Below are 19,301 nucleotides of genomic sequence, written 5' to 3' on the forward strand. Positions count from 1 at the left end.
GAGGCCTTTGCGTTCAAGCCAGTGCTTGCACCAGACGCCAACCGGCATCGGCCAGCAAGCGTGCGCGTGCGCCAGTGCTTTGGGCATCGGCCGATGCGGCATTGCCTTGCAAGGCCCTGAAGCGGATGCCCTGCAAAATGGCCGCCAACCGGAACATGTTGAACGCCATCAGGTAGTCCCAATGCGGTGGTGGTGTGCGCCCGGTCAAGCGGCACCAGGCTTGCAGATGCGCGTGCTCGGAGGGGATGCCGAGCGCGGTCAGGTCATGTTCGCGCATGCCGCGAAACTCTTGCGAGGTCAGGCGCCATGCCATGCAGTGGTACGCAAAATCCACCTCGGGGTCGCCCAGCGTGGCCAACTCCCAGTCGATCACGGCCAGCACACGCGGTTGCGTGGGGTGAAAAATCATGTTGTCGAGCCGCAAGTCGCCATGCACCAAGCCGGTGGATGCGCTGCTCGGCGCCTTGTCTTGCAGCCAATCGATCAGTCGGTCCATCGCTGCGATCTCTTCGGTCTGCGTCGCGCGGTACTGACTGGCCCAACGCTGCAACTGGCGGGCACGGTAGTTTTCCGGACGACCGAACCCTTGCAAACCCACAGTCTCGGGCTGCACACCATGGATGGCCGCAGCCACACGCTGCAGTTCGGCATAAATGGCCGCGCGCTCTGGCACGCTCACGCCTGGCAGGCTGGGGTCCATGAAGACGCGGCCATCAATGAAGTCCATCACGTAAAAAGAGCGTCCGATCACGGATGCATCGGTGCACAGCGCCCGCATGCGGGGCACCGGAACGTCTGTGTCAGCCAGCGCCTGCATGACCCGGTATTCGCGGTCCACCGCGTGCGCAGAGGCCAGCAGCGCACCGCCCGGCTGGCTGCGCAGCACCCAATGCTGCCCTCCCGAGCTGACGCGGTAGGTCGGGTTGGACTGCCCGCCCGTCAAAGGCATGAATTGCAAAGGCGCTTGCAGCGGCCCCATGTGCTGAATCCACCAGGCGCTCAGGGCTTGTTGTTCGGAGGCGTTCACAGGCTGCTCACCAGATGACCGCCATCGGCGCAAACCACACTGCCCGTCATGAACGCACCGGCTGCGCTGCACAGCAGCAGCAAAGGCCCATCCAGGTCAGAGGGATCGCCAAAGCGCTGCTGGGGAATGCGACTGCGCAAGCGTTCACCAGCGTTGCTGGACAGAAAAGCCGCATTCAGATCGGTGCGCACATAGCCGGGTGCGAGCGCGTTGACGCGGATGCCGTGCTTGGCCAACTCCAGCGCCATCTGACGTGTGAGGTGAATGAGACCCGCCTTGGATGTGGCGTAGGGTGCCACGCCGCCAGCGACGCGCTCGCCCGTGATGGAGGCGATGTTCACGATCGCCCCGCCCTGACCCGTGTTCACACGGCACTGGGCCCAGGCCTGCGCGACCAACCAGGCCCCTTTGAGGTTGGTGTCGAGCACCTGGTCCCAGTCCTGCTCGCTTTGTTCCAGCAGGGGCTTGGACACGGCCACGCCTGCGCAATGCACCAGCACATCGGGCAGTTGCTGCTGGGCCAGCAAGCCATCCATCACGGTGTTCACACTGGCTGCGTCGCTCACGTCCAGCGCCACGGCGCTGGCTTGGTGGCCTGCCGCTTGCAAAGCGTTCACAGCACCGTCAAGGCGGTCTTTGCGCCGGGCCGCGAGGACCACCTCGGCACCGGCAGCCGCCAGCGTGCTGGCAAAGTGCAGGCCCAGACCACTGCTGGCACCCGTGATGAGGGCACGCTGGCCGTCGAGTCGAAAATCTGGCAAGCGGCTCATGGCATGGTATCCGTTGCAGTGCCTTTGATGAGGTGCTTGGCCAGGCTCCAGCGGTGCACTTCGGACGGGCCGTCGTAGATGCGAAAGCCCCGGATGTCGGCAAAGATGCGCGCCACCACTGTCTCGCCGGTCACCCCTTGTCCGCCCAGCACCTGCACGCAGCGGTCCACCACACGCCAGACGGCTTCGGAGACGATGACCTTGGCACGGCTGGAGTCCTGCAAGCCCAGGCCACCTTGGTCGAGTACCCAGGCCGCATGCCAGGTCGCGAGCCGCGCCAGGTGCAAGTCCATGGCGTTGTCGGCCAGCGCAAAGCCCACGCCCTCGTGCTGCCCAATGGGGCGACCAAAGGCTTGGCGCTTTCGGGCATAGTCCAGCGCCACATCGTGGGCACGGCGTGCCGCACCCAGCCAGCGCATGCAGTGCGTCAAACGCGCGGGCGACAGGCGCACCTGCGCATAGCGGTATCCCTGACCCACCTCGCCCAGCACGTCTTGCGGCCCAACCCGCAGGTTCTGAAATCGCAGGACGCCATGGCCGCCGGGAAAGCAGCGGTCCAGCGTGTCCATGTTGCGCTCCAGGTGAATGCCGGGCGCATCCATGGGGGTGAGGAACATCGTGGCGCCCACATCAGGCACATTGGCCATGACGATGCCCACGCTGGCCCCATCGGCTCCGGTGATTAGCCATTTGCGCCCTGTGATCAGCCAGCCGTCGCCATCGGGTGTGGCGGTGGTGGCCAGCAGCGAAGGGTCAGACCCGGCACCGGGTGCGGGCTCTGTCATGCAAAAACACGAACGGATACGGCCTTCGACCAGTGGGCGCAACCAGCGCTCTTTTTGTTCGTGGGTGGCTACCGCATGCAGCAGGTGCATATTGCCTTCATCGGGTGCAAAGACGTTCATGGCGATCGGACCCAGCGGTGAATAACCGCTTTCCTCGAACACGACGGCACGGCCCACATGGCTCAGACCCAGGCCACCATATTCGGGCTCGGCATGCGGCGAGAGCAGGCCCGCCTGACGCGCCTTGGCCACCAGATCGAGACGCAGCGACTCTTCAGGTCCATGCGCGCCCTGGCGCGGGTCCGACTCCATCGGGATGATCTGCTCGGCGATGAAAGCGCGCGTGCGCTGCTGCAGATCCTTGAGTTCAGGCGTGAGTGCAAAATCGATCATGCCGATGCTCCTTGTGTTTGTCTCCAGCGCTCTTCCGCTTCGTCCCAGGCGCCCAGCGCCTGCAGGTCGGGCACCCAGGCCAGACCCGATTTGGCGTCTGACGACGCGGCTTCCGGGGTCACCACCACATCCAGCAAAGCGGGCAGGTTCTGCAAAGCATGCGCAATCGCTGCAGGCAAATCTTCCGCGCGCTCCACACGCTCGGCGTGCAAGCCAAAGCCGCGTGCCATGGCCGCGTGGTCGGCGTATTGCAGGTGCGTACCGACCACCTTGCCGTGCGTTTCTTGCTGGTCACGCACCTCGATGGCCCAGGAGCCATTGTTCGCCACCACGATCAGCACCGGCGCCTTGTGGCGTGCGGCGGTGTCGATTTCCATGGCGTTGAAGCCAAAGGCACCATCGCCTGTGGCCACCACCACGGTGCGGCCCGGCAGCGCCAGGCTGGCGGCCACACCAAAAGGTGTGCCCACACCAATGCAGCCGAGCGAACCCGGGTCCAGATAGGTGGAGGTGGGCAAGCCCACGCGCGCAAAACTCAAAAAATCACCGCCATCGGCCACCACCACGGAGTCGGCAGGCAAGGCCTCGCGCAACGCGGCCAAGAGGCGGTTGGGGTGCATGCGGCCGTCGCTGCCTGCAGGCGCTTGCTGCATCGAGGTCAGCAATTTTTGCGAACGCTGCTCATGTTGGGCGCGGGCTTTTTGCGCCCAAGCCCGGTCCACGGCGGGCACACGGTCTGCGGCGGCTTTCAAAATCGCCTCCAGCGCCGCCTCGACCGAACCCAGCACCTCGGCGGCGCCGCGTCGGTTGTCACGCAACTCGGTCGGGGTGTCTGCAATGCGCACAAACCTGGCGTCGCCAAACACCGCAGGCGAACCATAGGCCAGCTGGAAGTCCAGCTTGCGACCCAGGGTGATCACCACGTCGGCCTCGGTCATCACCGCACCGCGCATGGCGGCCACCACAGCGGGGTGTGACTCGGGCACCAGGCCACGGCTTTCGCCGGTGTCCAGGTACACCGCACCCAGCGCGTCGAGCAATCGGATCAGCTCGGCACTGGCGCCGCGTGCGCCATGGCCGCTGATCACCAGCGGACGGCGTGCAGACCACATCACCTCGACCGCTTCGGCCACCGACACCGGATCGGGCTGCAGCCGCGGCTTGCGACGGGGCGCCAGCCATTCAGGCAGCTGCATGGCCGCGCTCGGCTCGGCACGCAGCGTGTCCACCGGAAAGTCGATGTACACCGGGCCAGGCTCACCGCCAATGCCCTGGGCACGGGCGATGGCTTCGTCCAGTTCTTGCATGACCAGATCGGGTTCACGCACCGTGCGGGCATATCGCGTCAGTGGTCGCACAAACTCGGTGTGCACCATGTCCTGCAAGGCGCCACGGTTTTCCTGCGCACGCGGCGGCGTGCCCGACATCACCAGCACCGAAGCCCGCGCCACATGGGCGTTGGCAATGCCGGTCATGGCATTGGTCACACCCGGGCCTGCGGTGACCAGGGCCACCCCAAGCTGACCGGTCAACTCGGCATGCGCGTGCGCCATGTAGACCGCGGCGCGCTCGTCACGCACGTCGATGATGCGGATGCCTTCGGCATCGAGCCGCATCCACAAGGGCATGATGTGCCCGCCGCACAGGGCAAAGACGCGATCCACACCCCGCGCCTTGAGGCAACGGGCAATCCAGGCAGCCGTGCTGCGTTCTGTCACCACAGGTGAACTCATGATTTTTCCTTGTCAATATCAACGGGCGGCAATGAAGCCAATAGAAATCCAGGGCACAGCAGTGACCACGGCCAGGCCCACCAGCAAAGCCAGCACATAGCCCAGAATCGGACGCATGCCTTCGCGCGGGTCCACGCGGCCAATCGCGCAAGCCGCGTAGTAACCCACACCAAAAGGCGGTGCAAACAGGCCGATGCCCATGGCCAGCACCACCACCATCGCGTAGTGCACTTCATGCACCCCCATCTGGCGGGCAATCGGGAACAGCAAAGGGCCAAACAAGACGATGGCCGGGATGCCTTCAAGCACACTGCCCAGCACAATGAAGGCCAGCACCGAAACAAACAGGAACATGCCGGTGCCGCCAGGCAAGCTGCCCATGAGCTGCGCCAGCTGCGCCGAGAAGCCCGACTGCGTGAGCGACCAGGCCATGCCGTTGGCAGTGCCGATGATCAGCAAGATGGCCCCCGTCAGTGCGGCGGTTTCCACCAGCATGGGCACCACGCGCTTGAGATCAAACTGACGGTAAAAGAACAAGCCCGCCAGCACCGCATAGGCAATTCCAAGGGTGGAGACTTCGGTGGCGGTGGCCACCCCTTCCACCACAGCGGCGCGAATCACAAACGGCAAGGCCATCGCCGGCAAGGCGACGAGCATGGCCTTACCCACTTCGCCCAGGGTGGCGCAGCGCACGTGCGAAAGGTCTTCGCTGCGGTAACGCCAGCCGATCACCGCGCACAGCGCCAGCCCCATCACCAGACCGGGCAGCATGCCGCCGGTGAACAAGGCCGCGATCGACACCCCTGTCACCGAACCAATCGTGATCAACACCAGGCTGGGCGGGATGGTTTCGGTTTGCGCGCCACTGGCCGACAGCAAGGCCACCAGGTCGCCGTCCTTGGCACCGCGTTGGCGCATTTCCGGAAACAGCACCGGCGCCACAGCGGCCATGTCGGCCACTTTGGAGCCCGAAATGCCGGACACCAGGTACATGGCGCCCAGCAAGACATAAGACAAACCACCGCGCACATGGCCCAGCAAACTGGACAGGAAAGCCACCATCGCGCGGGCCATGCCCGTCATCTCGATGAGCAAGCCCAAAAACACAAACAAGGGCACCGACAACAAGATGACATGCGACATGCCCTCTTCCATGCGCCCGATCATCACACCCAAAGGCATGCGTGTCGTGAGCGCCAAAAAGCCCAGGGTGGCCAAGCCAAAGGACACCGCGATCGGCACTCCACCAAACACGCACAGGCCGGTGATGCCCACAAAGAAAATCAGCAGGTTCAGCTGGCCCAAGCCCTGAAACAAAGGCGCCATCGCCACCATGGCCGCACACAAGACGGCCACAACGGCCAAAGCACCGCAGGCTTGGCGCACCGAAGACTGGCGGAACAAACGCAGCAGCGTGATCAAGGCCATCAGGCCCAGCCCCACTGGCAAAGCACCGGCACGCCAGGCCGCCGAGATTTCAAGTGCGGGCGTCAGAATCGCCGCTTCTTCATGCGCATAGCGAAACGCCGCCGGCACCTGAAAAAGCAGAAACACCAACGAAGCCGCCACCGCCAAGGTGTCGGCCATGGCGCGCGCATGCGGGCTCAGTCTGGCCACCAGGGCCGTCATGCGCATGTGCTCGCCACGGCGAAAAGCAATCACAGCGCCCAGCACCGACAGCCACAGGAAAAGCAGCGACGCGACCTCATCGCTCCACACCAATGGCGTGTGCAGCCAATAGCGGGCGATGACAGCAGCCATCAAGATACCGACCTCGACCGCGATCAGCACCGCCGCAACCGCTTCGACGCAACGGCCAATGACCGTCTCAACCTTCGCAATGAGGCGCTTGGGCAGGCTGTTGAACGCAGACTCAGGCAGACCGGCAGACAAGTTTTCCAGACTGGCAATGTGGGCACTCATGATTCACCTCAGACGTTTTGGCCGACGAAGGGCTGCAACAGCGCCCACGCATCGGCACCGAACTTTTCTTTCACCTGCGCATAGAAACCTGCGTTTTGGAGCGTCTTGCGGAACGCGGTGGTGTCCACGGTGTTGAACACCAGGCCTTTGGCTTCGAGCTGCTTTTGCAGATCGAGGTTGGCGCGTGCGATGTCGTCACGTTGGCGGCGCGCTGCCGCGTTGATGTGGCGCGAAATGATTTGCTGCACATCGACAGGCACACCTTGCCAGATCGTCTTGTTGGCCACGAACCAGAAGCCGTCCCACGAATGGTTGGTCAGCGAGCAGTACTTCTGCACTTCGAAGAACTTGGCTGTATCGATCAGGGCCAGCGGATTTTCCTGGCCATCGGCCACCTTGGTCTGCAAAGCCTGATAAGCCTCGGACAAAGGCAAGCTGACGGGTGCGGCGCCCAGCGTCCTGAACATCGACACCCACAGCGGCACCACCGGCACACGGATCTTGAAGTTCTTCAGGTCCTCAGGCGTGCGGATCGGGCGTGTGCTGGTCGTGATCTGGCGGAAGCCGTTGTCCCAGACCGTGTTGAACGGCACCAGGTTGGTTTTCTCAATGGCTGCGCGGATGTGGTTGCCCACCGCACCGTCCATGGCGGCCCAGACTTTGTCATAGCCCGAAAACAGAAAGCCCGCACCCGTCAAAGCCGTGGTGGGAATCAAAGTGGACATCACGGTGCCGGGGAAAGTGGCCATCTCCAGCGCACCCGAGCGCAGCTGGGACATCATGTCCGAATCGCTGCCCAACTGGTTGTTGGGGAACAGCTCGATGGCGACCCGACCACCGGTCTCGCCCTGAATGGCTGCGATGGCTTCTTTCAAACGCACGTTGACCGAATGGGTCACCGGCAAATCGGTACCCAACTTGAATTTGAATTCTGGCGCCTTGCCCTGCGCCAGCGTCAGGCCCGGCACAAATGCACTCGATGCGACCGCACCGGCTTGAAGAAATTGTCTGCGTTGTATCACTGAGGTCTCCTGGTTATGACGGCGCGGTGAGGCGCCTGGAAAGGGTTGTGCTTTCAAAGCGGGCTCAAGTATTCTGAATTCAGAGTTCTAGCACATCGGTATTTTCCCTAGTGCATTCTGAATTCAGAATACTATGATCCAGCCATTTCAACACCTTCAATGTCTCTGGAGATCGACATGAACCGACTGAACACCTTGAGCGATGCCGTCGCCACACATGCACGCCTGAGCCCTCAAAAACTCGCTGTCCGCGACTCGCGCCGCAGCCTGACGTTTGCGCAATGGAACGAGCGCACTGAGCAGCTGGCCCAGGGCTTGCGCGCCTTGGGCCTGCAAAAAGGCGATCGCGTCGCCCTGCTTGCCTACAACTGCCTGGAGTGGATGGAGCTGTACGCCGCCCTGGCGCGTGCCGGGCTGGTGGCTGTGCCGCTGAACTTCAGGCTGACCGCACCCGAAATCGCCTACATCGCAGAGCACAGCGAAGCACGCGCCTTCATCGTGCAGGACGTGCTGGCCTCGGTGGTCGAGCCACTTCGCCAAACCCTGGGCCTGGAGCCCGGCGCATGGATCGCGTTTGGTGACAACCTGCCCGCCGGCTGGACGCATTACGAGCAACTGATCGCCCAGGCGAAAGAAAAAAACCAGCCAGCCGTCACCACCGTATTGCCCAGCGACATGAGCGCACTCATGTACACCTCGGGCACCACAGGCCGCCCCAAAGGCGCCATGCGCAGCCATGAAGGCAGCACCCTGATTGCCTTGGCCACCGCTTTGGAAATGGGCTTCACCAGCGAAGACACGGTCTTGCTGGTCATGCCCATGTGCCACGCCAACTCGCTGTATTTCAGCCACACATTCGTGCACCTGGGTGCCACCTGCGTGATCGACGACCGCCGCAGCTTCGACCCCGAAGCGCTGCTGGCCACGCTGGCCGCCGAGCACGTCACGTTCACCTCACTGGTGCCCACGCACTACATCATGATGCTGGGCCTGCCCGAGGCCGTGAAGGCCCGATACGACGTGAGCGCCGTCGAAAAGCTGATGATTTCGTCAGCCCCCGCGCGCAAGGAAACCAAGCTCGCCATCATGGATTTCTTCAAAAACGGCAAACTGTACGAACTCTATGGCTCAACAGAGGCTGGCTGGGTCACGCTGCTGCGCCCGCAAGAGCAAATCGCCAGACTCGGCTCTGTGGGCCGCGAGTGGGCCGCCTCGGGTCCGATTCGCCTGCTCGATGCACAAGGCCATGAAGTACCCGATGGCGAAGTGGGCGAACTGTTCTCGCACACCCCTTATGTCTTCGATGGCTACTGGAAAAATCCGGAAAAAACCGCCGAGGCCTTCCAAGGCGATTGGTGTTCGGTGGGCGACATGGCCCGGCGCGATGCAGACGGCTTCATCCACCTGGTGGACCGCAAGAGCAACATGATCATCAGCGGCGGAGAAAACATCTACCCCTCTGAAGTCGAAGGCATCCTGGGTACCCACGAAAAAATCAAGGACGTGGCCGTGATCGGCCTGCAGCATGACAAATGGGGCGAAGCTGTGCATGCGGTGGTGGTGCTGCACCATGGCCAAACTCTGTCGGAGGCCGAGCTGATCGACTGGTGCCGTGGCCGCATGGCCGGCTACAAGCGGCCTCAGACAATCCGGTTTGTGGCCGACAGCGACATGCCGCGCACCGCCACCGGCAAAATTTTGCACCGCATCCTGCGAGACCAGATGAGCGCATCGCCCGCGCTGGCCTGAGCCAGCACGCGGCCGGCCATGACCACATGGCCGGCCGCGCTAGACTATCCCCCTATGAAAGCCATATCGCCTATTCCCAACCTTGTCGAGCAAGTGCGTGATGCCCTGCTCAACGAGATCGCCACAGGGCAACTGCAGCCGGGTGAACGCATCATCCAGGAGCAAATCGCCCAGGCGCTGGGCGTGTCACGCCAGCCGGTTCAGCAAGCTTTGATGCTGCTGCGCAACCAAGGCGTACTGCAAGACGCCGCTGGGCGCGGGCTGATCGTCACCCCGATCGACCCCAACCATGTGCACCACGTCTATCAGATCCGCGCTGCCATCGAGGGCATGGCCTGCCGGCTGGCCTCGGAACAAAAAGCCGACCAAGCTCGCAAACAAGGCGCCGCGCTGATTGAAGCAGGACGCAAGGCGGTGGCCAGCGGCTCGGTCGCCAAAATGATCGCCGCCGACATCCGCTTCCACGAGTTCCTCTACGGCCTGTCGGGCAACCCCCTGATTGGCCCGGCCATGGACGCCCACCTGACCTTCACCCAACGGGCCATGGGCGAAGTCCTGGTACAAGACCAAAGCCCCCGCGACATCTGGGACCAGCACGCCGCTATCCTGGACGCCATTGCAGCAGGCACGCCCGATGTGGCCGAAAAGCTGGCCCGCGAACACCTGATGCAAGCCTCCCGCTTCATGGTGTCGCGCCTGACCGAGCTGGCCGCCAAGCCCGACGACAAAACCACTGACGCGGCTTAAAGCTGTTGTGACCGCGGTCAGCACCGCGAGCCAATGCACCTCTCGGGCGTCATGCATGAACCTCAGCCTTGGCCCCACACCCTCATGAAACAACTTCAGCGCCACCCAAAACTCTGTGCCAGCTTGTTCGCCGTCATCAGCTTGTTCGCCGCCAGCACCTCCTTCGCGCAAATCTGCCCCCGCGAATACGCCCCCGTGTGCGGCCTGGTCGCAGGAGAGCCAGCGCCCCGCACCTTCCCCAACCGCTGCATGCTCGACGCAGCCAAAGCCACTTTCTTGTCTGAAGGCGAATGCAAGGCCGTATCCATGTCCACACCCCAACCCGTCCTCATGCCCATGCCCGGCAGCGATGTGGACGCGCATGGCTGCAAGGCCTCTGCAGGCTTCCAATGGAACGAAGAGCTGAACCAATGCGTGCGCCCCTGGATGAGCAGCGCCGTCACGCTGGAAGTGGCGCCCAAGCGCCGCAGCTGCACCGGCATGGTCGAGATGCAATGCCTCATGGTCAGAGAGTGGGTGCGCGAGCGTGAGCCCGGCCAAGCAGCCCCCCGATGGGAGCCCCTGTTTGGCAGCATCGCAGGCTTCACGCACGTGCCCGGCAAACACTACACCCTGCGCGTGCGCAAAGACAAGCTTGAAAACGCGCCAGCCGATGCACCCAGCATCACCTACACCTTGCTGAAGGTGGTGCGGTGACCTTGCGCATCCCCCCATGGCTGGCGCTGGTGGTCTGCACCATCGCCGGTTTTGTGGCGCTCTATTTGGGCTGGGGCCGGGCCTTTGTGGCCAATGACCGCTGCCTGGACGATGGCGGGCGCTACGAAGAACGCTGGGACACCTGCAACAAGTCCACACAGACCTCCCCCCGAACCACTTACAACGGCCCCACCTACATCGGCGAGCTGGATGGCCAAGACATCGAGCTGCAACTGCGCGACGACCTCTTGGGCTACCGGATGCTGGCCAATGGCCAACGCGTGATCGGCGACCTGAATACCGAACGCGGCCACGACCGCGACCCCAATGCCACGGTCTATGTGCTCAACCCCTTGTCGGAGCACGACCGACAGGTCCGATTCGTGGTTTCCAAAAACGCAGGCGTGGAAGAACTGGTGCTCCTCGGGCCGGATGGGGAACCGGAAACCACTCACTTGAAAAGTGTGAACAACTGATGGCGAATGCGATATCGCAGGCTTGAGACGCGCCACCGCCAACACCAAAGCACCTTCGGGTGCTTTTTTCATGGGCAGGCATCGGCAGCCGCCCATGACCGGCAGCTGCCCGCTTGGCCGGTTTAAACCAAGGCCTGCTTCGCGGCCACACGCGCCCGCGCTGCGTGCAGTTTTTTGTAGCTGTCGAGCAAGCGCTGATGCCGGTCCAAGGTTTCCAGCTGCAAGCTGGTGGGCGTGAGGCCATGAAAGCGCACGCTGCCGTCCACCGAGCCGATGGCCGCATCCATGCGCTCATCGCCGAACATGCGCCTGAAGTTCACCACGTAGTCTTCCAGGGCCAAGTCATCGTCCAGCGTCACCTCCAGCACCACGTTCAAGGCTTGGTAAAACAAGCGGCGCTCCACCGTGTTGTCGTTGTATTGCAAGAAAGCACCCACCAGTTCGTGGGCCTCTTCCAGCTGCTGCAAAGCCAGGTGGATCAAAAGCTTGAGCTCCATCACCGTCAACTGGCCCCACACCGTGTTGTCGTCAAACTCGATGCCGATCAGCGTGGCGATGTCGAGGTAATCGTCCAGCTCGTTGTTTTCCAAGCGATCGAGCAATGCATCCAAAGCCTCGTCGTCCAATTTGTGCAGGTTCAGCACATCGGCGCGGAACAAAAGCGCTTTGTTGGTGTTGTCCCAGATCAGGTCGTCCACTGGGTACACCTCGGAATAGCCCGGCACCAAGATGCGGCAGGCGGTGGCACCCAGTTGGTCGTGCACCGCCACATAAGCTTCTTTGCCCATGGCCTGCAAAATGCCGAACAGTGTGGCGGCCTCTTGCGCGGTGGCGTCCTCGCCCTCCCCGGCAAAGTCCCACGCCACAAATTCGTAGTCCGATTGCGCGCTGAAAAACCGCCACGAAACCACACCGCTGGAGTCGATGAAGTGCTCCACAAAGTTGTTGGGCTCGGTCACCGCGTTGCTGATGAAGGTGGGCGCAGGCAGGTCGTTCAGGCCCTCAAAACTGCGGCCCTGCAACAGCTCGGTCAGGCTGCGCTCCAGCGCCACCTCCATACGCGGGTGTGCGCCAAAGGACGCGAACACACCGCCGGTGCGCGGGTTCATCAAGGTCACGCACATCACGGGGTAAACACCGCCCAGCGACGCGTCTTTGACCAAGACTGGAAAGCCTTGCGCTTCCAAAGCCTCGATGCCCGCCACGATGCCGGGGTACTTGGCCAGCACGGCCTGCGGCACGTCGGGCAAGGCCATTTCGCCTTCCAGAATCTCGCGCTTGACGGCCCGCTCAAAAATCTCGGACAGGCACTGCACCTGCGCTTCTACCAGCGTGTTGCCCGCGCTCATGCCGTTGCTCACAAACAGGTTTTCCACCAGGTTGGATGGGAAGTACACCACCTCACCGTCGGACTGGCGCACATAGGGCAGCGCACAAATGCCGCGCTCGGTGTTGCCCGAGTTGGTGTCAAACAGGTGCGAGGCCTTGAGCTCGCCGTCGGGGTTGTAAATGGCCAAGCAATGGGCGTCCAACAAGCCTTTGGGCAGCGCGTCGCGCTTGCCGGGCTGGAACCAGCGCTCCTTCGGGTCGTGCACAAAGTCGGCCTGCGCGATGTCTTCGCCAAAAAACACGCCCGCGTAAAAATGGTTGTTGTTCAGGCGCTCGATGTATTCGCCCAGCGCCGAGGCCAAGGCGCTCTCTTTGGTGGAGCCCTTGCCGTTGGTGAAGCACATGGGCGAATGCGCGTCGCGGATGTGCAGCGACCACACATTGGGCACCAGGTTGCGCCAGGACGCGATCTCGATCTTGATGCCCAAATTGGCCAAGACCGCCGTCATGTTGGCGATGGTCTGCTCCAGCGGCAAGTCCTTGCCCGCAATCAAGGTCTGCGACTGCGCATCGGGGCTCAGGGTGAGCAAGGCCTGCGCGTCGGCGTCGAGGTTGTCCACCGCCTCAACGATGAAAGTGGGGCCCGCTTGAATCGCCTTTTTGACCGTGCACCGGTCAATCGACCGCAAAATGCCCAAGCGGTCTTTGTCGGACATGTCGGCCGGCAACTCCACCTGAATCTTGATGGTCTGCAGATAGCGGTTGTCGGGGTCCACGATGTTGTTTTGCGACAGGCGGATGTGCTCGGTAGAGATGCCGCGCGTTTCGCAATACAGCTTCACAAAATAAGCCGCACACAAAGCCGATGAGGCCAAGAAGTAATCAAACGGCCCCGGCGCAGAGCCATCGCCCTTGTAACGAATGGGCTGATCGGCCAGCACGGTGAAGTCGTCAAACTTGGCCTCCAGGCGCAGTTTGTCGAGAAAATTGACTTTGATTTCCATGCTGTGGTTCCGGGCAATTGGGGCGTCCCAGCGGCCGACGTATCGATTGATAGGCGGCTGGGAAGGTGAACTAAGGGGGATAGTTTGCCTGAGTGATGCACCACAGCGGTTTTTACTGAAATTGCACTCCGCCACAAAATAATAATTTATTACTTAATAATCTATTTTTATGGTCGATATGTGGCTAGTCTTGAGGCATTGCTGCCTCCAACACACTCCCAAAGTGTGAACAACTGATTACAATCACGATGTACACGATCAAACGCATGCCCGAGTTTGATGAGTGGCTGGCCAGCCTCAGGGACGGCATGACACGCATCCGACTGACCCGACGGCTCGAAAAAGTCCAGCGCGGTTTGCTAGGCGATGTGGCTCCTGTAGGCGAAGGCGTCAGCGAAATGCGCGAGTTCTTTGGACCCGGCTGGCGCATGTATTACGTCGAGCGAGACGGCATGCTGATCGTGATGCTGGGCGGTGGCGACAAGTCCACGCAGTCAGACGACATCGCCCGCGCCATTGCATTGAGCCGAACCATCACGGAGTGATTGACCATGACCCGAAAAATCAAAGCCGCCGACCTGCCCGACTTCGACATGGCCGAATACCTCAAGACCGACGAGGATGTGGCCAACTACCTGACGCTGGTGCTGGAAGAAAACGACCCAGCCGAGCTGACCCACGCGCTGGGCACCATCGCACGCGCACGCGGCATGACCGAAGTGGCCCGCGCCTCAGGCCTGACCCGCGAAGCGCTCTACAAAGCCCTACGCCCCACTTCGCACCCACGCTTTGACACGATTGCCCGTGTTTGCACCGCGCTGGGGGTGAAGCTGGTGGCGCAGCCCATGCAGGCGTGAGCCGCCACACAGCCAACACCAAGGCATCTTCGGATGCCTTTTTCACATTCGGGCAGCCCCCAACACGCCCCTAAAATGCAAACCTATGTTCGAACAAACCTTTAAAAATATCGATGACATCCTGTACAAAGACGCGGGGTGCACCAGCGAGCTGGACTACACAGAGCAATCCTCTTGGCTGCTGTTTTTAAAGTACCTCGACGCCCTCGAAGCCGACAAAGCCACCGAGGCGGTGCTGGAGGGGCGTGACTATCAGTTCATCTTGAGCGAGCCCTACCGCTGGTCGGCATGGGCCGCGCCAAAATTGTCAGGTCAGGGTGCTGACGGCAAGATCGACCACAACGCTGCGCTCACGGGCGACGACCTCAAGGCCTTTGTCAACACCAAACTGTTTCCGTATCTGGCTGGCTTCAAGCAACGCGCCAGCGGGCCACAGACCATCGAATACAAAATCGGTGAAGTGTTCAGCGAGATCACCAACAAAATCCAAAGCGGCTACAACCTGCGCGACGTAATCGACCGCATCGACGAACTGCGCTTTGGCAGCCAGGCCCAAAAGCACGAACTGTCGCACCTGTACGAAGCGAAGATTAAGAACATGGGCATCGGTCTAGCAGGTCAAGTGTTGCTTGCACTTTTCAATTGCAACTAGGTTGAAGACCTCAATGATTCAACTGCCCCCAAGCCTTCTCCAGCCGTTTGATGCTCACCGGCTGCGGGGTGCGCAACTCTTGCGCGAAGAAGCTCACGCGCAACTCTTCCAGTAGCCAGCGGAACTCCAGCATGCGGGCGTCTTGGGCGCCTTTGCGTTCGGCCACCAGACGCCAGTAGCGTTGCTCTTGCGGTTTCAGCTCGGTCAGGCGCTGGGCGTCGCGGGCGGGGTCGGCGCGGTATTTGTCCAGGCGCAGGGTGATGGCCTTGAGGTAGCGGGCGCAGTGCTGGAGCTGCGGCCAGGGCGTGGCGGCCATGAAGTTTTTGGGCATCAGGCGTTGCAGTTGTTGGGTGCAGTCTGCCGTGGCGTCAGGGGCGTTTTTGGTGTCCTTGATCTTGCGGGTGGCCGCGCCAAACTCCAGCAAGACGGTGCCCGCCAGTCGGGCCACTTCGTTCGCAATCAGCGTGAGGCGGCCCCGGCCTTCTTCGATGCGGCGTTTGAAGCTCGGCTCGTCGTTAGGCAGCGGGTCGAGCAAAAAGGCGCGGTCCAGCGCCACGTCGATGATTTGCGTTTTGAGTTCGTCAGCCGTGCCCAGCGGCATGTAGGCCACGGCCATTTTTTGCAGGTCGGGGATGTTTTTCTCAAGGTACTTGAGCGCGTCTTTGATCTGCAGCGCAAACAGGCGGCGCAGGCCAGCGCGGTTTTTGGTGGCGGCCACATCGGGCTCGTCAAACACCTCGATGGTCACGGCGTCTTGCACGTCCACCAGCGCGGGGAAGCCGATCAGGGTCTGGCCGCCTTTGCTGATTTCCATCAGCTCGGGGAGTTCGCCGAAGGTCCAGGTGGTGTAGCGCTGGGGGGCTGTGGGGGTCTGTTTGGCGGGGGTTGTGCCTGTGCGGGCATGGATACCCGCGTTCGCGGGTATGACATAAGAAGCGGGTATGACATTGGCGGCGGGTATGACAGATTCTTTTGTCACACCCGACTCACCCTTTGTCACACCCGACTCACCCTTTGTCACACCCGACTTGATCGGGTGTCCATGGGGGTCATGGATGCCCGCGTTCGCGGGCATGACAGCAGAGGCAGGCATGACCGATGAAGCGACTTTGAGCTGTGCCAGCGCCTGGAACGCACCCCGTGCTTTGGCTCCCAACTCGCCTTTGAGCGCGCCCAGGTTGCGGCCCATGCCCAGCTGGCGGCCGTGTTCGTCCACCACCAGCAGGTTCATGAACAAATGCGGGCTGAGCATGTCGTGTTTGAAGTCGGTGCGCTTCACGTCCAGGCTGGTTTCGTCACGCACTTTTTTCAGCAGCACCTCGGTCAGCGACCCGGCACCAAACAACTCGGGCACCGACAGCTCGGCGGCCAGCCGCGTGGCCGATTCGGGCAGCGGCACAAAGCGGCTGCGCGGGCGCTGCGGCAGGCTTTTGAGCAGGGCCTGGATTTTGTCTTTGAGCAAGCCGGGCACCAGCCATTCGCAGCGGTCTTCGCTCACCTGGTTGAGCACAAACAACGGCACCGTCACGGTCACGCCGTCGCGGGCATCGCCGGGCTGGTGCAGGTACGTGGCCTGGCAGTCGGTGCCGCCCAAACGGATGTGCTTGGGGAAAGCCTGCGTGGTGATGCCTGCGGCTTCGTGGCGCATCAGCTCTTCGCGGGTCAGCATCAGCAGGCGCGGTTGCTTAACGCTTTCGTGCCGATACCACTCTTCGAGCAGGCGGCCGCTGCAGACTTCGGGCGGAATCTGCTGGTCGTAAAAAGCGTAGATCAGCTCGTCGTCCACCAGCACGTCTTGGCGGCGCGACTTGTGCTCCAGCTCTTCGACCTTGGCGATCATCTTGTGGTTGGCCGCCAGGAACGGCAGCTTGGTTTCCCACTGGTCACCCACCAGCGCTTCGCGGATGAAGATCTCGCGTGCACCGTGCATGTCCACCCGGCTGTAGGGCATGCGGCGGCCGCTGTAAACGACCAGGCCATAGAGCGTGGCCCGCTCCAGCGCCACGACTTCGGCAGACTTCTTTTCCCAATGCGGGTCGAGCAGTTGTTTCTTGAGCAAATGCGCGCCAACCTGCTCCAACCACTGCGGCTCGATGGCGGCAATGCCCCGGCCAAACAGGCGCGTGGTTTCCACCAACTCAGCCACCACGATCCAGCGGCCCGGCTTTTTGCTCAGGTGCGCGCCGGGGTGTTTGTGGAACTTGATGCCGCGTGCGCCCAGATAGGCCTCTTCGTCTTCGAGCTTGTAGCCCACGTTGCCCAGCAGACCCGCCAGCATGGACAGGTGCAATTGCTCATAGCTCGCGGGCTGCGTGTTGATGCGCCACTTGTGCTCGGCCACCACCGTGAGCAGCTGGGTGTGCGTGTCGCGCCACTCGCGCACCCGGCGCACGTTGATGAAGTTCTGACGCAGCAGTTGCTCGTATTGGCGGTTGCTGAGTTTGTGGGTGGACGGGTTGGTGCGGCCCCCGTCATCGCGAGGAGCGGAGCGAGGTGGCGATCCAGTCTGAATACCACTGGATTGCCGCGCTTCGCTCGCAATGACGGATACACGGGCATGGGGTTCGCCGCCACGGGCATCGTGAATCCATTTCCACAGCTTCAGGTAGCCGGTGAATTCGCTCTTGTCGTCGTCAAACTTGGCGTGTTGTTGGTCAGCCTGGGCTTGCGCGTCCATGGGGCGGTCGCGCACGTCTTGCACACTCATGGCGCTGGCGATCACCAGCACTTCGTCCAGTGCTTCGCGGCCACGCGCTTCCAAAATCATGCGGCCGACGCGGGGGTCCAGCGGCAGGCGGGCCAGCTCTTTGCCAATGGGGGTCAGCTCGTTGTCATCATCCACCGCGCCCAGCTCGGCCAGCAACTGATAGCCGTCGGTGATGGCGCGTTTGGACGGTGCTTCGATGAACGGGAAGTCTTCCACCACACCCAGGTGCAGGCTCTTCATGCGCAAGATCACACCCGCCAAAGACGAGCGCAAGATTTCAGGGTCGGTGAAGCGCGGGCGGCCCGCAAAGTCTTTGTCGTCGTACAGGCGAATGCAAATGCCGTTGGCCACGCGGCCGCAACGACCCGCACGCTGGTTGGCTGCCGCCTGGCTGATGGGCTCGACCATCAGCTGCTCGACCTTGCTGCGCAGGCTGTAGCGCTTGACCCGCGCCGTGCCCGCGTCGATCACATAACGGATGCCGGGCACCGTCAATGAAGTTTCGGCCACGTTGGTGGCCAGCACGATGCGGCGGCCGTTGGACGCTTCAAAAATCCGGTCCTGCTCGGCCTGCGACAGGCGGGCAAACAGCGGCAGCACCTCGGCGTTGCGCGTGAGCGGCTGGTGCGCCAGATGTTTGCGCAGGTGGTCGGCGGCTTCGCGGATCTCGCGCTCGCCCGGCAAAAAAATCAGGATGTCGCCCCCTGCCCCGCCCTGCCAGAGTTCGTCCACCGCATCGGCCATGGCCTCGTTCAGGCCGTAGTCACGCGACTCTTCAAACGGGCGGTAGCGCTGCTCCACCGGGAAGGTGCGGCCCGAGACCATGATGACCGGCGCCGGTCCGTTGCGCGAGGCAAAGTGCTTGGCAAAGCGGTCGGCATCAATGGTGGCCGAGGTGACGACGATCTTGAGGTCTGGCCTGCGCGGCAGGATCTGGCGCAGGTAGCCCAGCAAGAAGTCGATGTTCAGGCTGCGTTCGTGTGCCTCGTCGATGATGATGGTGTCATACGCTTGCAGCAGCGGGTCGGTCTGGGTTTCGGCCAGCAAGATGCCATCGGTCATAAGCTTGACGGACGCGTTTTTGCTCAAACGGTCTTGAAACCGCACCTTGAAACCCACCACTTCGCCGAGCGGCGTCTTCAATTCTTCGGCAATGCGCTTGGCCACCGAGCTGGCCGCAATGCGCCGGGGCTGGGTGTGGCCAATCAACCGCCCTCGCTCGCCGGGCTTGGCATTCAGCCGCCCGCGCCCCAGCATCAGCGCAATCTTGGGCAGCTGCGTGGTCTTGCCCGAGCCGGTCTCGCCGCAGACGATGATGACCTGGTGCTGGTCCATGGCGGCCATGATTTCGTCACGGCGGGCAGAGACCGGCAGGCCTTCGGGGAAGTCGATTTGGAGGGGGGTGGGGTTTGCAGACTCGGTCACGGGCTG

General features: G+C 62.3%; 15 protein-coding genes. 7 read left to right on the plus strand and 8 right to left on the minus strand.

Annotation, left to right across the window (positions count from 1 at the left end):
* Positions 1-13: 13 nt before the first annotated feature.
* The 6 genes from Q1W40_RS07005 to Q1W40_RS07030 are packed head-to-tail and all read right to left on the minus strand — an operon-like array spanning position 14 to position 7,653.
* Complete coding sequence (locus tag Q1W40_RS07005) at positions 14-1,027, minus strand: phosphotransferase (RefSeq protein ID WP_300710363.1); 1,014 nt, start codon at positions 1,025-1,027, stop codon at positions 14-16.
* On the minus strand, positions 1,024-1,797 hold the full coding sequence (locus tag Q1W40_RS07010; RefSeq protein ID WP_300710365.1) for an SDR family oxidoreductase: 774 nt from the start codon (positions 1,795-1,797) through the stop codon (positions 1,024-1,026). Before Q1W40_RS07010 ends, Q1W40_RS07005 begins: the two co-directional genes overlap by 4 nt.
* On the minus strand, positions 1,794-2,972 hold the full coding sequence (locus Q1W40_RS07015) for an acyl-CoA dehydrogenase family protein (RefSeq protein ID WP_300710426.1): 1,179 nt from the start codon (positions 2,970-2,972) through the stop codon (positions 1,794-1,796). The genes Q1W40_RS07010 and Q1W40_RS07015 overlap by 4 nt, the downstream gene beginning before the upstream one ends.
* Positions 2,972-4,708 (minus strand): thiamine pyrophosphate-binding protein, encoded by a 1,737-nt coding sequence (locus tag Q1W40_RS07020; RefSeq protein WP_300710367.1) that lies wholly within the window; start codon positions 4,706-4,708, stop codon positions 2,972-2,974. Before Q1W40_RS07020 ends, Q1W40_RS07015 begins: the two co-directional genes overlap by 1 nt.
* Before the next feature lie 18 nt (positions 4,709-4,726).
* On the minus strand, positions 4,727-6,631 hold the full coding sequence (locus Q1W40_RS07025) for a TRAP transporter large permease subunit (protein WP_300710369.1): 1,905 nt from the start codon (positions 6,629-6,631) through the stop codon (positions 4,727-4,729).
* A gap of 8 nt (positions 6,632-6,639) precedes the next feature.
* A complete protein-coding gene (locus Q1W40_RS07030) occupies positions 6,640-7,653 on the minus strand; it encodes a TRAP transporter substrate-binding protein (protein ID WP_300710371.1) in 1,014 nt (337 codons plus the stop codon).
* A gap of 177 nt (positions 7,654-7,830) precedes the next feature.
* Between Q1W40_RS07030 and Q1W40_RS07035 the strand changes: the two genes are divergently transcribed.
* From Q1W40_RS07035 to Q1W40_RS07050, 4 genes are all read left to right on the plus strand, one after another.
* On the plus strand, positions 7,831-9,402 hold the full coding sequence (locus Q1W40_RS07035) for an AMP-binding protein (protein ID WP_300710373.1): 1,572 nt from the start codon (positions 7,831-7,833) through the stop codon (positions 9,400-9,402).
* Between the two features lie 54 nt (positions 9,403-9,456).
* Positions 9,457-10,149: a GntR family transcriptional regulator gene (locus Q1W40_RS07040; protein ID WP_300710375.1), complete on the plus strand. Its 693-nt coding sequence runs from the start codon at positions 9,457-9,459 to the stop codon at positions 10,147-10,149.
* A gap of 84 nt (positions 10,150-10,233) precedes the next feature.
* A complete protein-coding gene (locus Q1W40_RS07045) occupies positions 10,234-10,845 on the plus strand; it encodes a DUF4377 domain-containing protein (RefSeq protein ID WP_300710377.1) in 612 nt (203 codons plus the stop codon).
* Complete coding sequence (locus Q1W40_RS07050; protein ID WP_300710379.1) at positions 10,842-11,321, plus strand: hypothetical protein; 480 nt, start codon at positions 10,842-10,844, stop codon at positions 11,319-11,321. The genes Q1W40_RS07045 and Q1W40_RS07050 overlap by 4 nt, the downstream gene beginning before the upstream one ends.
* Before the next feature lie 122 nt (positions 11,322-11,443).
* Here Q1W40_RS07050 and Q1W40_RS07055 read toward each other — a convergent pair whose 3' ends face one another.
* Positions 11,444-13,654, minus strand: coding sequence for an OsmC domain/YcaO domain-containing protein (locus Q1W40_RS07055; RefSeq protein ID WP_300710381.1), 2,211 nt, complete (start codon positions 13,652-13,654; stop codon positions 11,444-11,446).
* Positions 13,655-13,902: 248 nt separating this feature from the next.
* Here Q1W40_RS07055 and Q1W40_RS07060 point away from each other — a divergent pair, with 248 nt between their 5' ends.
* From Q1W40_RS07060 to Q1W40_RS07070, 3 genes are all read left to right on the plus strand, one after another.
* Positions 13,903-14,199: a type II toxin-antitoxin system RelE/ParE family toxin gene (locus tag Q1W40_RS07060; RefSeq protein WP_300710383.1), complete on the plus strand. Its 297-nt coding sequence runs from the start codon at positions 13,903-13,905 to the stop codon at positions 14,197-14,199.
* Between the two features lie 6 nt (positions 14,200-14,205).
* A complete protein-coding gene (locus Q1W40_RS07065; RefSeq protein ID WP_300710385.1) occupies positions 14,206-14,511 on the plus strand; it encodes an addiction module antidote protein in 306 nt (101 codons plus the stop codon).
* Between the two features lie 85 nt (positions 14,512-14,596).
* Positions 14,597-15,163 carry a type I restriction-modification system subunit M N-terminal domain-containing protein gene (locus Q1W40_RS07070; RefSeq protein WP_300710387.1) on the plus strand — a complete coding sequence of 189 codons (567 nt, stop codon included), beginning with the start codon at positions 14,597-14,599 and terminating at the stop codon, positions 15,161-15,163.
* Positions 15,164-15,173: 10 nt separating this feature from the next.
* On the opposite strand, the gene hrpA is transcribed toward Q1W40_RS07070, so the two are convergent.
* A complete protein-coding gene (hrpA, locus tag Q1W40_RS07075; RefSeq protein WP_300710389.1) occupies positions 15,174-19,295 on the minus strand; it encodes an ATP-dependent RNA helicase HrpA in 4,122 nt (1,373 codons plus the stop codon).
* Positions 19,296-19,301 lie beyond the last annotated feature (6 nt).

Source organism: Limnohabitans sp., assembly GCF_030158565.1.
Lineage (GTDB): Bacteria > Pseudomonadota > Gammaproteobacteria > Burkholderiales > Burkholderiaceae_C > Limnohabitans_A.

What these genes read in the sequence shown, in the direction of transcription:
- Q1W40_RS07065 (WP_300710385.1), top strand. Translation starts at nt 14,206, where the DNA reads ATGACCCGAAAAATCAAAGCCGCCGACCTGCCCGACTTCGACATGGCC.
- Q1W40_RS07010 (WP_300710365.1), bottom strand. Translation starts at nt 1,797, where the DNA reads ATGAGCCGCTTGCCAGATTTTCGACTCGACGGCCAGCGTGCCCTCATC.
- Q1W40_RS07045 (WP_300710377.1), top strand. Translation starts at nt 10,234, where the DNA reads ATGAAACAACTTCAGCGCCACCCAAAACTCTGTGCCAGCTTGTTCGCC.
- Q1W40_RS07035 (WP_300710373.1), top strand. Translation starts at nt 7,831, where the DNA reads ATGAACCGACTGAACACCTTGAGCGATGCCGTCGCCACACATGCACGC.
- Q1W40_RS07040 (WP_300710375.1), top strand. Translation starts at nt 9,457, where the DNA reads ATGAAAGCCATATCGCCTATTCCCAACCTTGTCGAGCAAGTGCGTGAT.
- Q1W40_RS07055 (WP_300710381.1), bottom strand. Translation starts at nt 13,654, where the DNA reads ATGGAAATCAAAGTCAATTTTCTCGACAAACTGCGCCTGGAGGCCAAG.
- Q1W40_RS07060 (WP_300710383.1), top strand. Translation starts at nt 13,903, where the DNA reads ATGTACACGATCAAACGCATGCCCGAGTTTGATGAGTGGCTGGCCAGC.
- Q1W40_RS07025 (WP_300710369.1), bottom strand. Translation starts at nt 6,631, where the DNA reads ATGAGTGCCCACATTGCCAGTCTGGAAAACTTGTCTGCCGGTCTGCCT.
- Q1W40_RS07070 (WP_300710387.1), top strand. Translation starts at nt 14,597, where the DNA reads ATGTTCGAACAAACCTTTAAAAATATCGATGACATCCTGTACAAAGAC.
- Q1W40_RS07020 (WP_300710367.1), bottom strand. Translation starts at nt 4,708, where the DNA reads ATGAGTTCACCTGTGGTGACAGAACGCAGCACGGCTGCCTGGATTGCC.